The organism is Pseudomonas songnenensis, assembly GCF_003696315.1.
In the GTDB taxonomy this organism is placed as follows: Bacteria; Pseudomonadota; Gammaproteobacteria; order Pseudomonadales; family Pseudomonadaceae; genus Stutzerimonas; species Stutzerimonas songnenensis.
Genome location: NZ_RFFN01000001.1, coordinates 562798 through 576161 on the forward strand (window position 1 = coordinate 562798; position 13364 = coordinate 576161).

14 protein-coding genes and 1 pseudogene are annotated in these 13364 nt (G+C 66.1%); 4 read left to right on the forward strand and 11 right to left on the reverse strand.

Going from position 1 to position 13364, the window contains the following annotated elements:
• Positions 1 to 6: 6 nt before the first annotated feature.
• From EA798_RS02570 to EA798_RS02590, 5 genes are all read right to left on the reverse strand, one after another.
• On the reverse strand, positions 7 to 225 hold the full coding sequence (locus EA798_RS02570) for a DUF2788 domain-containing protein (RefSeq protein ID WP_003283042.1): 219 nt from the start codon (positions 223 to 225) through the stop codon (positions 7 to 9).
• 175 nt (positions 226 to 400) lie between these two features.
• On the reverse strand, positions 401 to 793 hold the full coding sequence (locus EA798_RS02575; RefSeq protein WP_122097942.1) for a globin: 393 nt from the start codon (positions 791 to 793) through the stop codon (positions 401 to 403).
• 161 nt (positions 794 to 954) lie between these two features.
• Positions 955 to 1434: an Lrp/AsnC family transcriptional regulator gene (locus EA798_RS02580; RefSeq protein ID WP_122097943.1), complete on the reverse strand. Its 480-nt coding sequence runs from the start codon at positions 1432 to 1434 to the stop codon at positions 955 to 957.
• Between the two features lie 345 nt (positions 1435 to 1779).
• The gene (locus EA798_RS02585; protein WP_122097944.1) at positions 1780 to 2670 is read right to left on the reverse strand and encodes a cation diffusion facilitator family transporter; all 891 of its coding nucleotides are present in this window, start codon (positions 2668 to 2670) and stop codon (positions 1780 to 1782) included.
• A 25-nt stretch (positions 2671 to 2695) separates the two neighbouring features.
• A complete protein-coding gene (locus EA798_RS02590; protein ID WP_122097945.1) occupies positions 2696 to 3112 on the reverse strand; it encodes a polyribonucleotide nucleotidyltransferase in 417 nt (138 codons plus the stop codon).
• 189 nt (positions 3113 to 3301) lie between these two features.
• On the opposite strand from EA798_RS02590, the gene EA798_RS20730 reads away from it, so the two are divergent.
• Complete coding sequence (locus EA798_RS20730; RefSeq protein ID WP_244221248.1) at positions 3302 to 3808, forward strand: hypothetical protein; 507 nt, start codon at positions 3302 to 3304, stop codon at positions 3806 to 3808.
• 59 nt (positions 3809 to 3867) lie between these two features.
• Positions 3868 to 6393: an ATP-dependent helicase HrpB gene (gene hrpB / locus EA798_RS02600; protein WP_122097947.1), complete on the forward strand. Its 2526-nt coding sequence runs from the start codon at positions 3868 to 3870 to the stop codon at positions 6391 to 6393.
• A 3-nt stretch (positions 6394 to 6396) separates the two neighbouring features.
• Here hrpB and EA798_RS02605 read toward each other — a convergent pair whose 3' ends face one another.
• Complete coding sequence (locus tag EA798_RS02605) at positions 6397 to 7212, reverse strand: substrate-binding periplasmic protein (RefSeq protein ID WP_122097948.1); 816 nt, start codon at positions 7210 to 7212, stop codon at positions 6397 to 6399.
• Positions 7213 to 7295: 83 nt separating this feature from the next.
• On the opposite strand from EA798_RS02605, the gene EA798_RS02610 reads away from it, so the two are divergent.
• The gene (locus tag EA798_RS02610; protein ID WP_122097949.1) at positions 7296 to 8126 is read left to right on the forward strand and encodes an SDR family oxidoreductase; all 831 of its coding nucleotides are present in this window, start codon (positions 7296 to 7298) and stop codon (positions 8124 to 8126) included.
• Between the two features lie 10 nt (positions 8127 to 8136).
• Here the strand turns inward: EA798_RS02610 and EA798_RS02615 are convergent, their stop codons facing one another.
• Both EA798_RS02615 and EA798_RS02620 read right to left on the reverse strand, forming a co-directional pair.
• Entirely contained in the window at positions 8137 to 8565 is a 429-nt protein-coding gene (locus EA798_RS02615; protein ID WP_122097950.1) for a VOC family protein, read from the reverse strand.
• 75 nt (positions 8566 to 8640) lie between these two features.
• The gene (locus EA798_RS02620) at positions 8641 to 9321 is read right to left on the reverse strand and encodes a YciC family protein (RefSeq protein ID WP_122097951.1); all 681 of its coding nucleotides are present in this window, start codon (positions 9319 to 9321) and stop codon (positions 8641 to 8643) included.
• Between the two features lie 88 nt (positions 9322 to 9409).
• Here EA798_RS02620 and EA798_RS02625 point away from each other — a divergent pair.
• A pseudogene (locus EA798_RS02625) lies at positions 9410 to 9914 on the forward strand (LabA-like NYN domain-containing protein).
• Positions 9915 to 10115: 201 nt separating this feature from the next.
• Here the strand turns inward: EA798_RS02625 and dxs are convergent.
• The 3 genes from dxs to EA798_RS02640 form a co-directional block, all read right to left on the reverse strand.
• On the reverse strand, positions 10116 to 12014 hold the full coding sequence (gene dxs, locus EA798_RS02630; protein WP_122097952.1) for a 1-deoxy-D-xylulose-5-phosphate synthase: 1899 nt from the start codon (positions 12012 to 12014) through the stop codon (positions 10116 to 10118).
• Between the two features lie 110 nt (positions 12015 to 12124).
• Positions 12125 to 13012, reverse strand: a complete 888-nt coding sequence (locus EA798_RS02635) for a polyprenyl synthetase family protein (RefSeq protein WP_122098172.1) — start codon at positions 13010 to 13012, stop codon at positions 12125 to 12127.
• Complete coding sequence (locus EA798_RS02640; RefSeq protein ID WP_003283056.1) at positions 13012 to 13254, reverse strand: exodeoxyribonuclease VII small subunit; 243 nt, start codon at positions 13252 to 13254, stop codon at positions 13012 to 13014. The genes EA798_RS02635 and EA798_RS02640 overlap by 1 nt, the downstream gene beginning before the upstream one ends.
• Between the last annotated feature and the right edge of the window lie 110 nt (positions 13255 to 13364).

The window sequence follows — 13364 nt, forward strand, 5'->3', positions numbered from 1 at the left end:
CTCAACTCAGTGCGGGATGCCCTGAGTCACTTCGATGATGTAACCGATGACCGGTTTGGCGAGAAAGGCGAACAGGCACAGACCCAGGCCGAGAAACAGGATGGCGGTGCCGAGGCGACCGGCCTTGGACTTCTTCGCCAGGTCCCAGATGATGAAGGCCATGAAGGCCATCAGCCCGCCGACGAGCACGATCATCATCCACTTTTCGAAAACTTCGGGCTCCACAGGGTTCTCCTGACTGACTTCGACGAATGCGCCCGTGGCAGGCCGGGCGCGAAAGCGCGGCAGTATACGCCGGTAACCAGCGGCACGTGTGCCACCGCTGGTTGGACGGTCGAGCGCGGAAAGCGTTCGAATCGAGCCGACCGGGCGCTACTGCGACGAAATGTCTCGCCTGCGTTCAGTAGCCGGCCTTGATCACGTCGATGCCCTTGTTCAGCACCGTGCGCCAGGCCTGCAGGTCCTGCGCTTGCAGCTCGCCGTCATGCTCGCTGATGGTCTTCAGCAGGGCTGCGATCCACAGGTCATAGAGCTCCGGATGGATATTCAGGCGTCCGCGTGAGTGGCTCTCGCCCAGCGCGCGGAGCTTGGTATCCGGCATGCCGCGGGCGAACAGCACCAGGTTGAGGATGCCGGCGCGCAGCAGCTGCTTCTGCGCCGTCATGTCGGTGCGGACGAATTTTTCCCGTATGGCAGGCGAACTGGCGAGGAAGGCAACGTAGAAGTCATCGAAGAAACTGGGGCTCGCGCAGCAGCGGCCATAGCTTTGCATGACGCGGTTGGTGTCTTTCATAGGGGCATTTCCTTTGCAACGAAGGCTTGCGTGGCGACGCCTGCATGGGGCGACGCTTCTGGCGACCGGTCACCGCGGTGGTCCACCGTGGAGCCGAATGAAGGGCGCGGATTATAGGCAGTAACCCTGCGAAAAGTAGGGTGCAGGTTGTGCGCTGCGTCTCAGCTGCGCAAATGCTCCAGCGGCAGCTCTGTGCTCGACGCCACCTGGCGCAGGACGAAGCTGGAACGCACGCTGGAGACGCCTTCGATGCGCGTCAGGGTGCCGAGCAGAAACTGCTGATAGTGCTCCATATCGGGCACCACCACCTTGAGCTGGTAGTCGGCGTCCATGCCGGTGACCAGACTGCATTCGAGCACCTCCGGGCATTTGCCGATCACGCCCTCGAAGTGCTCGAAGCGTTCCGGTGTATGGCGGTCCATGCCGATCAGGACGTAGGCGGTCAGCGTCAGGCCAAGCTTCTTGCGGTCGAGCAGGGCGACCTGGCGCGCGATATAGCCGTCATCTTCGAGCTGTTTGACGCGGCGGGAGCAGGGCGAGGGTGACAGGCCGATGCGTTCGGCCAGTTCCTGGTTGGAGATGCGGGCATCGTGCTGCAATTCGGCGAGGATGCGCAGGTCGTAGCGGTCAAGTTTGCTCATCTTCAGGCTCTTTCGGATGCACATTGCGCTGAATGATGGATTACTGACTTACAGTTGCGCAAGTGATGGTTATTTCAGCAATCTTCGCAATCCTGTGCCGGGAGCGGCGGCGTAAGCTTTATCTCAACTTCAGCCCCCGGCAGATACGGACACGGCACAGGATCCCCGCCGTGACCACCGAAGGCCTTACCAAGGTCGACGGTCCGGGCCCCCGGTGCTCACGAGGCGCCGCGCGAAGCAGCCGTTACCATCGGCCAGACGAATCGAAGAGACCACGCCCAGGCGTGGTCTTTTTCGTTCAGGGCGTTGTGGTAGTGCCTTGGAAATGGAATCCGAACACTCCAGTCACCGCTTCGGCGGCGCTACCTCAAGCGGGTCGGCATGCACCAGCACCTCCGCGTTGGGATAGCGGTCATGAATCGCGTTCTCCACCGCCACACACAGGTCATGTGCCTGCGACAGCGGCAGTTCTCCGGGTAGTTCCAGATGCAGCTGCACGAACCAGCGCGTGCCGGAAATACGCGTGCGGAAGTCGTGACACCCATGCACCCCGGGCACTTCGCAGACCAGTCGCTGCATCTGCTCGCTGATCTCTGGCGACAGTTCGGTATCCATCAGCACCGCACCGGCCTCGCGCACGATGGTGATGGCGCTCCAGAAGATATACAGCGCGATACCGATGCCGAACAGCGCGTCCAGTCTCTCCATCCCGAAGGTGGCCAGGACCAGCGCGAGCAGGATGCTGGTATTGAGCAGCAGGTCGGAGCGGTAGTGCAGCGAATCGGCACGAACGGCCGTCGAACCGGTGATCTTGACCACGTGATGCTGGTAGGTCAGCAGCACGGCGGTCATCACCAGCGAGAAGATCATCACCGCGATGCCTACGCCCTGCGCACCCAACGGTTGTGGATGCAGCAGGCGGTCGACGCCCTGCACGCCGACGAGGATCGCGCTGACGCAGATGAATGCCGCCTGCCCCAGCCCGGCCAGTGCCTCGGCCTTGCCGTGGCCGTAGCGATGGTCATCGTCGGCCGGGCGCAACGAGTAGTGCACCGCCAGCAGGTTGAGCAGCGAGGCGGCGCCATCGAGCAGCGAGTCGGTCAGACCGGCGAGCAGGCTCACCGAGCCGCTCAGCCACCAGGCCACCGCCTTGCTCAGCGCCAGGACGATTGCCGTCGCCAGCGCTGCGGCGGTGGCCCGGCGCATGAGCCGGGCGTGGTCGCGGTTGATGCTCATGGTTGACCGCTATCCTCGCGGGTCATCAGGCAGCGGGGCGCAGACCGAAGGTGGCGAGCTGCTCCATGCTGCCGTTGTGCTGGATCAGACGAGGGTCGTCCAGTGGCAGGCTGCGGCCGGTTTCCGCCTCGATGATGGCCTTCAGGCGCGCCTGGTCGATCTGGCCGTCAGCACCAATGGCTTCCTGCAGTTTTTCCGGTGCCATGGAGTACTGGTTGTCGGGCAGGTAGATCGCGCCGGTGGCGAAGTCGATGCCGAAGGCGATCAGCCCCGGAATGACATAGAACAGCAGGCCGACGGCGTTGAGCACGGCGACAGCTGGGTCGATGCGGCCTTCGATCTGCCCGCGGCGATCCGGGTAGAACAGCGTGCCGCACGCGGTCAGCTGGGTGAACAGGGAAACGGCCAACACGCCGCCGATGATTCGGTTACGAGTACGCATAAGGACCTCCTGGAAAAAGTGGCGCAACTATACAAGGGCTGGATGATGTTTTCTCGACATCAGACCATGCTCCGCGCTCGGGTGTTCGGTAGGCGATTGGCTTTACCCAGCCCTTACCCTCGCCTGACGATCAACTGAACGGCCCAGGCAGATAATCGCGCTGCGAATCCTTTCGTTCGGAGTGCCAACATGAACTGGTCATTGCCGTGCGCCGCGCTCGGCGCGTTCCTTTCCTTCTGCGTCGCAGCGACCACCCTTGCCGCACCGCCCGGGCCGGGTCCGGGGCCGGGCATGCAGCGTGGGCCGACAGCGCCGGGACCGCATCATCTGCCGGGGCCGCGTCACGGTCACGGTCTGCCTGCCGGGGCACGGGAAGTGTGGATCGGCAGCATGCTCTACTTCATCGCCGCCGGTACCTATTACCTGTGGAATGCCGAGCGCAACCTCTACGAACCCGTCAGCCAGCCGCCGCTGCCGGCCAGCGAGGCCACGCGATATGATGTCATCGCCTATCCGGCCAAGGGCCAGAGCGCCGAGCAGCAGAGCCGCGACCGCTACGAGTGTCATAGCTGGGCCGTGAGCCAGAGCGGTTTCGATCCGGCCGGCGCCCAAACGGCTCCGGCGGCGAGCGTTGCCGACACCTACAGGCGCGCCCTCGGTGCCTGCCTGACCGGACGCGGCTATAGCGTCAACTGATGCGCCCAGCTTCGGGCGGGCGCATCAGTTGTTGAATCGTCTGCCCGAAGCGAGCGCCCATGAATTCCCTACCGATCGACGAAGCCCTGCCGGCGTTGCGCCAGGCCCTGCAGCAGCGCGACGAAGCCGTGCTCGAAGCGCCGCCCGGCGCCGGCAAGACCACCCGCGTGCCGCTGGCGTTGCTCGGCGAAGCCTGGCTGGCCGGGCAGACCATCATCATGCTCGAACCGCGCCGGCTGGCCGCCCGCGCCGCCGCCGAGCGCCTGGCCAGCGAGCTGGGCGAGCGGGTCGGCGAAACCGTCGGCTACCGCATTCGGCTGGACAGCAGGGTCGGGCCGAATACCCGCATCGAGGTGGTCACCGAAGGCATCCTTGCGCGCCGCCTGCAGGACGACCCGGCACTGGAAGGCGTCGGGCTGGTGATCTTCGACGAATTCCACGAGCGCAGCCTGGATGCCGATCTGGCGCTGGCGCTGACGCTCAATGCGCGGCAACTGCTGCGCGACGAGCCGCTCAAACTGCTGCTGATGTCGGCGACACTGGAGGGCCAGCGCCTGTCGGCGTTGCTCGACGATGCCCCGGTGGTGCGCAGCGAGGGCCGCATGCATCCAGTCGCGCAGCGCTGGGGACGCGTCGTCCCTGCGAATGAACGTATCGAGCCGCGCGTGGTGCAGACGGTGCTGCAGGCACTGGACGAAGAGCCGGGCAGCGTGCTGGTGTTCCTGCCAGGGCAGGCCGAGATCCGTCGGGTCAACGAAGCACTGGCCGAACAGCTGGAGGGACGCGGCGACATCCTGCTCTGCCCGCTGCACGGCGAGCTGGAGCTGACCCAGCAGCGCGCGGCCATCGAGCCGGCACCGGCGGGCCTGCGCAAGGTGGTGCTGGCGACCAATATCGCCGAGACCAGCCTGACCATCGAAGGCGTGCGCGTGGTGGTGGATGCCGGACTGGCGCGGGTGCCGCGCTTCGACCCCGGCAGTGGCATGACCCGTCTGGAGACCCGGCGCATCTCCCGCGCCTCGGCGACGCAACGGGCAGGGCGAGCCGGGCGTCTGGAACCGGGTGTCTGCTATCGGTTGTGGTCCGAGGATCAGCACGCCCAGTTGGCCGCCTATGGCGAAGCGGAAATCCTCCAGGCGGATCTTGCCGGCGTCGCGCTGCAGCTGGCGCGCTGGGGTGTCGAGCCGGACGAGCTGGCCTGGCTCGATCGTCCGCCGACCGCTGCCTACGGCCAGGCGCAGGCCCTGCTGGAGCGCCTCGGTGCGCTGCAGCGCAGCGAACATGGCGGCTGGCAGCTGACCCGCCACGGCCAGGCGATGGCCGAGCTGCCGGCGCATCCGCGCCTGGCGCACATGCTGCTGCGCGGGCAGGCGTTGGGCGTGGCTGCGTTGGCTGCCGACGTGGCGGCGCTGCTGGTCGAGCGTGACATTCAATCCGGAGGGCAGCGCGGCGGCGGTGCCGATCTCGCGCTGCGCCTGCATCAGCTGCAGGATGGTCGCGGTGCTGGGGTTCAGCGCGTGCGGCAACTGGCGCGGCAATTCCGCAGCGTGCTGCGCGGTGCCGCGGCGGCGCCTGCTGCCGAGCTCGATGAGCAACACGCCCTGGCGGCGCTGCTGGCGTACGCCTATCCGGACCGGGTCGCCCGGCAGCGTCGGGAAGGTGGCGGTGGCTATCGGCTGGCCAACGGCCGCGCGGCGCAGTTCGGCGAGCCGGATGCGCTGATGAAGGAGCCCTGGCTGGTGATTGCCGAGCTGGGCAGCCATCAGGGCCAGCGCGAGGAGCGCATCTATCGCGCCGTGGCATTGGACCCGGCGCTGTTCGAGGGGGCGTTGGCCGAGCAGGTCGCCGTGCGTGACGAGCTGGATTGGGACGAGCGCGAGGGCGTGCTGCGCGCCGAGCGGCAGCGGCGGGTCGGCGAGCTGGTGCTCAGCCGCGAACCGCTGCCGACGCTGGATGAAGAGGTGCGCGGCAAGGCGCTGCTCGCTCTGGTGCGGCGCAAGGGGCTGGAACTGCTGGCCTGGACGCTGGAGCTGCGCCAGTGGCAGGCGCGTATCGGCCTGCTGCGCCAGCTCGATCTGGATGCGGGCGGCACCAGCGACTGGCCGGACGTCAGCGACGCCGCACTGCTGGCACGTCTGGATGACTGGCTGCTGCCCTACCTGGGCAAGGTCACGCGGCTGGCGCATTTCGCCCAGCTCGATCTCGCCGCGATGCTCGCCACCCTGCTGCCATGGCCGCTGCCGCAGCGCCTGGAGGAGCAGGCACCGGTGGCCATCACGGTGCCCTCCGGCTCGCGCATTCGGCTGGACTACAGCGAGCAGCCGCCGGTGCTGGCGGTGCGCCTGCAGGAGCTGTTCGGCCTGGCCGACACGCCGCGTATTGCCGCTGGCCGGCAGGTCGTCAAGCTGCACCTGCTGTCGCCGGCGCGCCGGCCGGTACAGGTCACCCAGGACCTGGCGAGTTTCTGGGCCAATACCTATGCCGAGGTGAAGAAGGACTTGAAGGGGCGCTATCCCAAGCACTACTGGCCGGACGACCCGCTGATCGCCGAGCCCACCGCTCGGGCCAAGCCGCGCGGGCAGTGAAGCTCAGTCGGAGGGCAGGCTGAGGTCCTCGCCGGCCGCGCGCAATGATTCGTAGGCCTGGTCCAGTGCCGTCACGACCGCCTCGGCGTCTTGCGCATGGCGTGAAACGATGAAGTGGATCGGCACCTGGGTCAGGCGCAGGTAGGGCAGCTCTTCCATCTGCAGCCGCTGGCGGGCCTGCTCCACGGGAATCTGATAGTCCAGCAGATAGTCGCCACGCTTGCGCCGCAGCATCTCCAGCGCGGAAAGATGATTGCTGGTGCGCAGCAGGCGCAGGTCGAGCGCCGGGTCCTCAAGCAGTGTGTTGATGTTCGGCCAGTAGCTGTAGCCGCCGATCAGAATCAGCGCCTTGCCGGCCAGATCCTCGGGAATGCGCGGCGCCGGTGTACCTGCGCGGTGGTAGAGGTTGAGGTTGATCTGGCTGAGGGTATGCCGACCTTCCAGCGTATGGGCGGCCAGCTCGGGCTTGCCCTGGGCGCCTGGCCAGAGATCGATGCTGCCGCTCTCCAAAGCGCCGTAGAGCCGAGCGCTGGGCAGCGCGCGAAAGCGCACGCCGTAGCCGGCCTGGCGGGCGACGCGGCGGGTCAGCTCGGCCAGTTCGCCACGCGCCGTGCCATAGGCATCGGTGTAGATGGCCGGAGCGAACTCGTAATAGCCGACGTTGAGGATTCGCTGCGTGCCGGGGTCAGCCATGGCCTCGGCAGGGAGGCCCAGGACGCTGACCAGGGCCAGATACAGAAATGCTTTCAATGGATCGATCGCTGCCTTGCGCTGTTCTGGCAAGGATGCGCAGACGCAGTCCGGTTGTCCATGCACCATCTTGTTGCGGTGTGAGGAATGTCCGCCTATATCGACCTATGCTCAAAGCAAGACGTGAAGAATGCGCCACGAAGGAGAACGGCATGCAGCGCAAGGTATTCGATCGCAAGGTGTTCCACCGCAAGCTGGTGGTGATCACCGGAGGTTGCGCTGGGATCGGCCGTGCGCTGGCGGTGCGCATGGCGCAGGCGGGTGCGCGGCTGGTTATCTTCGATCTGCATCAGGATGCGCTGGACGGTCTGGTGCAGCATCTGGCCGATCACCACAATACCGAGGCTTTGGGTCTGTGTTGCGACGTCAGCGATGCCGAGGCGGTGCAGCGTGCGATCGCGCTGGTGGTGGAGCGCTATGGCGGCATCGACGTGCTGATCAACAATGCCGGCATCACCCATCGCAGCCCGGTGGCGACGACCAGTCTGGCGGTTTTCCAGCGGATCATGGCGGTCAACTTCTATGGCGCGCTGCATTGCACTCAGGCCGCGCTGCCCAGCCTGATCGCCCGCGATGGGCAGGTCATCGTCCTCAGCTCGCTATCGCAATACGCCCCGGTGCCCAACCGCGCGGCTTACAACGCCAGCAAGCATGCGCTGCACGGCTTGTTCGAGACGCTGCGGGGCGAGCTGCGAGGTACCGATGTAAACGTCATGCTGGTCTGCCCGGGCTACACCGCCACCGATCTGCGCAAGAACGTACTGGTCGGCGATGGCTCCACGGCACCTTCTCCAGTGCTGGACATCGGCCGGGTCGCCTCGGCGCAGGACGTGGCCGAGGCGATCTACCAGGGTGCGTTACGCCGGCGACGGCTGCTGGTGCTGTCCAATCTGGACTGGAAGGCCCGCCTGCTGGCCCGCTGCTTTCCGCGGTTGTATCAGAACCTGTTGCTACCGCGATTGCTCGGCGGTCGCGCGTCCTGAGTGCGACTGGCTAGCCGCCGGTGCCGTAGAGCTGCTGCATCAACGCCATATCCCAATACGACGCCTCGATCTTGTGTCCGTCCAGATCGCGTATGAAACAGCCATAGTAGGGCTCGCCATATTCCGGACGTGGACCGGGTGCGCCTTCATCGACGCCCCCTGCGGCAATTGCCGCCCGATGGAAGGCGTCCACCTCCGCCTGGTTCGCGGCAAAGAAGCCGACATGGGTGCCGTTGCCCACGGATGCCGTGCCGCCGTCGAACGGTCGCTGGATCCAGAACTCCGGAAATTCGCGACCCCAGGAGACAGCGCCCGGGTGTTCGAGGATGCGCTTGCAACCAAGGGTGGCGAGGACCTGGTCATAGAACGCAACCGCTTCGTCGAAGCGATTGCTGCCCAGGGAAATGTGCGAAAGGATGCTTGGGTTCGGTTCGGCCATGACGCTGTCTCCTATGTGGCGGGAGCAAGCCTAGCAGTCGCCGGGCGCCTGGCCAGGGCGTCAGCCGAACGGCGTTCAGCCAGCGTCCGTTTCCCGCACGGTCGGCTCGGTACAGAGCATGAAGCAGCGGAACAGCATGATCGTTGGCAGCAGCTGCAGCAGGCCGACGACGCCATCCAGCAGCATTCTCGGCAACAGCGGTGGCGTCTCCTCGGCGAACAGCTGGGCGGCGATCCAGACTTCGAGTATCCAGACCGGCAACAGCACGGTCATCACGCAGCCGAGTATCAGCAGAAAATGCCCTCGGGTCATGATGAAGCTCTGCTTCAGTGCCGCCAGTGGCGACAGGCCGCGCAGTACCAGCAGGTATTCGGCGAAGGCGATCTTGACCATCACCCAGATGCCCGGCAGCACGAACAGCGAGGCGCCGAGCAGGATCAGCAGCGAGCCCAGCCCCGAAAGCACGGCCAATGCTGGCCACAATGGCAGCGCGCGGGCATAGACCGCGCCTAGAGCCGGATCATGGCCACGGCTGCGCGCGTCCAGAAAGAGGATCAGGGCGCCAACGTACAGCGGGTAGAAGATCAGGCCCACCAGCAGGTCCAGGGCAGGCGGTGCGTCGTTGGCGAGCCAGTGATCGAGCGCCACGCGCGTGAGGCTTTCCAGCAGGATCAGCGGCAGGCAGAGCCGGACGATGGTCAGGAAATGACGGGAGTAGAAGAACCAGGCGTCGCGCAGGATGGCAAGAACGTTCATTGCAGACCGAAAGTGAGGAATCGATTCGGGGCGCCACTGTAACGGATGTGCTCGAGGCGGGACATGCGCGATTTCGCCGTCCATACTGATGGCCCATTCCAGACCCAGGCTGCCGCGTGAAGAAGATTGCCCTGTTCGCCGATGTGCAGAACCTCTACTACACCGTGCGTCAGGCCCATGGCTGCCACTTCAACTATTCGGCGCTGTGGGCTGACGTCAGCCGGCGCGGCACTATCGTCGAAGCCTATGCCTACGCCATCGAGCGCGGCGATGCGCGGCAGCAGCAGTTCCAGCAGATCCTGCGCAACCTTGGTTTCACGGTGAAGCTCAAGCCCTATATCCAGCGCAGCGACGGCTCGGCCAAGGGCGACTGGGACGTGGGCATCACCATCGACGTGCTGGACGCGGCGGCCCGGGTCGACGAAGTGGTGCTGGCTTCCGGCGACGGCGATTTCGACCTGCTGCTCGAGCGGGTGCGTGCCGGTGGCGCCGAAGCGACGGCCTACGGCGTGCCGGGCCTCACAGCGCAATCGTTGATCCGAGCGGCGACCCGTTACGTGCCGATCGAGGGTGATTTGCTGTTGCGTGGCTGAAATCCGCCGCTTTGAGAGAACGGGATTATCTGCCAACGGGGCGACTCGGAGTTGCCGGTGTAGGGTGGATGATGCTCCACCCATCCACCGCAGCGGAGCCACGTCGTGGAAAATGCTGCGCAGTTTTCCACCCTACGCCTCCCACTCAGCGGCGCTGTGATCGTAGGGTGGATGACGCTTCACCCATCCACCGAAGCGACTTCAGGCTTTGCCGAGAGCGGCCAGGCGCTTGCGCACCGCCGCTTCGATGCCGGCGGCATCCAGGCCGCATTCGGCGAGCATTTCGCTGGGCTTGGCGTGTTCGACGTAGTAGTCCGGCAGGCCCAGGTGCAGGATCGGCCGCAGCACGCCTTCGGCAGCGAGGAACTCGGCCACCGCACTGCCGGCACCGCCCATGATGCTGTTCTCCTCGACCGTCACCAGCAGCTCGTGGCTGTCGGCCAGTTCGCGCAGCAGGGCTTTGTCCAGCGGTTTGACGAAGCGCATATCGACCACCGTGGCGTCCAGCGCCTCGCCGACCTGCAGCGCCTCGGGCAGCTGTACGCCGAACACCAGCAGCGCCACCTTGCTGCCCTGACGGCGCACCACGGCTCTGCCGATTTCCAGCGGTTCCAGGCCCGGCTCGATGGTGGCGTTGGGGCCGCTGCCGCGCGGGTAGCGCACCGCGGCCGGGCCTTCGAAGTGGTAGCCGGTGGTGAGCATGCGGCGCATTTCGTTCTCGTCGCTGGGCGTCATCACCAGCATGCCGGGGATGCAGCGCAGGTAGGAGAGGTCGAAGCTGCCGGCATGGGTCGGGCCGTCTTCACCGACCAGGCCTGCACGGTCGATGGCGAACAGCACGTCGAGGTTCTGCACCGCGACGTCGTGGATCAGCTGATCGTAGGCGCGCTGGAGGAAGGTGGAGTAGATCGCCACCACCGGCTTCAGCCCTTCGCAGGCCATGCCGGCAGCCAGGGTGACCGCGTGCTGCTCGGCGATGGCGACGTCGAAGTAGCGCTGCGGGTAGCGCTCGCTGAAGGCCACCAGGTCGGAGCCTTCCTTCATCGCCGGGGTGATGCCGGTCAGGCGTGGATCGGTGGCGGCCATGTCGCACAGCCACTGGCCGAACACATTCGAGTACTTCGGCCCCGAGGGCTTCTTCGGCGCTGGCGGCGCACCGACCGGCTCCAGCTTGCTGATCGCATGCCAGGTGATCGGGTCGGCCTCGGCGGGGGCGAAGCCCTTGCCCTTCTTCGTCACCACATGGAGGAACTGCGGGCCGTCGAGGTCGCGCATGTTGCGCAGCGTGGCGATCAGCGTCGGCAGGTCGTGGCCGTCGATGGGGCCGATGTAGTTCCAGCCCAGTTCCTCGAACAGGGTGCCGGGCACCAGCATGCCCTTGGCATATTCCTCGGTGCGGCGGGCGATTTCCCAGGCGCCGGGCAGGCGCGAGAGGATCTTCTTGCTGCCTTCGCGCATGCTCGAATAGGTGCGGCTGGAGAGGATCTTGGCCAGGTAGTTGGACAGCCCGCCGACGTTGCGCGAGATCGACATGTCGTTGTCGTTGAGCACCACCAGCATGTTGGCGCCGACTTCCGGGGCGTGGTTGAGCGCTTCGAAGGCCATGCCGGCGGTCAGCGCGCCGTCACCGATCACTGCGATGGACTTGCGCTGCTCGCCTTTCAGACGGGCGGCGACCGCCATGCCCAGGGCGGCGCTGATCGAGGTACTGGAATGACCGACACCGAAGGTGTCGTATTCGCTCTCCGAACGGCGTGGGAAGGCGGCCAGGCCTTCCTTCTGGCGCAGCGTGCCCATGCGCTCGCGGCGGCCGGTGAGGATCTTGTGCGGATAGGCCTGGTGGCCCACGTCCCACACCAGCCGGTCGTCCGGCGTGTCGTAGACGTAGTGCAGGGCGATGGTCAGTTCGATCACGCCGAGACCGGCGCCGAAGTGCCCGCCGGTGCGGCCGACGCTGTACAGCAGCTCCTGGCGCAGTTCGTTGGCAAGCTCTTCGAGTTCCGCTTCGCCCAGTCGACGCAGCTGTTCGGGAGTCGCCGCTCGGTCAAGAACGGGCGTCGCGGGGCGAACCCGAGGGATCTCGTGAAAAGTCTTGGGCATCAGGCGGATCGTTGTTGTTGAAAAAAGAGCGGCAGTTTACCCGATGGGCCCTTCGATAAGAACGGCCCCGGGTCCGCTAGGGGGTTTGACTGCGTTCGACGCGAAAACGCTCAGTTGCGTCGTTCGACGATATAGCGCGCCAGCTCGCGCAGCGGCTCGGCAGCAATATCGAACGGCCGCAGCGCGTGCAGGGCCTGGTCACGCAGCTCCAGCGCATAGGCCTTGGCCGCGTCCATGCCGAGCAGCGCCGGGTAGGTCGGCTTGTCCCGGGCGATGTCGGCGCCCTGGTGCTTGCCAAGCGTGGCGGTGTCGCTTTCCACGTCGAGGATGTCGTCCTGGACCTGGAAGGCCAGGCCGATGGCGCGTGCATACTGGCTCAGCGAGGCGAGGTTGTCGGCGTCGGCATGGCCGCTGGCGAGGGCGCCGAGCTGCACGCTGGCTTCGATCAGCGCGCCGGTCTTGTGCCGGTGCATCAGCTCCAGGGCATCGCGATCGAGCTTGAGGCCTACCGAGCCGAGGTCGATGGCCTGGCCGCCGACCATCCCCGCTGGCCCGGCGGCGCGGGCCAGCACGGCGAACATGCGCAGGCGCAGGGCGGCATCCTGCGGGTTGTGGCGCTCCTGGGCCATGGCCTCGAAGGCCAGGCTCTGCAGGCCGTCGCCGGCAAGGATGGCGCAGGCCTCGTCGAAAGCCTTGTGGGTAGTGGGCTGGCCGCGACGCAGGTCGTCGTCGTCCATGGCCGGCAGATCGTCGTGCACCAGCGAATAGGCGTGGATCAGCTCGACCGCGCAGGCGGCGCCGTCGGCGCTGGCCTTGTCACCGTTCAGTGCTTCGCAGGCGGCGTAGACCAGCAGCGGGCGGACGCGCTTGCCACCGTTCATCACGCTGTAGCGCATGGCCTGGTAGAGCCGCTCGAGTTGCGGCAGCGGCGGGACGAAGAGGGTTTCGAGGCAGCCGTCGACGCGCTGCTGACAGCCTTTCTGGTAGTCGCCGATCATCATGCTTCGGGGTCCGACTCGAAGGGGGCTTCCTGCAGGCTGCCGTCGCGTTCCAGCAGGATCTGCACCTTCTGCTCGGCCTGGCTCAGCGCCGCCTGGCAGTCGCGGGTCAGGCCGATGCCCTGTTCGAAGCAGGTCAGCGAGTCTTCCAGCGACAGCTCGCCGCTCTCCAGGCGCTCCACCAGCTGTTGCAGCTCGGCAAGGGATTGTTCGAAATCGAGTGCAGCTTTCTTGCGGGCCATGGCGGGAACCTGTCGTCGGCGGCGAGTCGGAAACGGGCGCGACATTAGCAAAGAAACGCCCGCGGCAGCCACAAGGTTTGCCCGCGTGATGTGTATCAACCTGCGTAGGC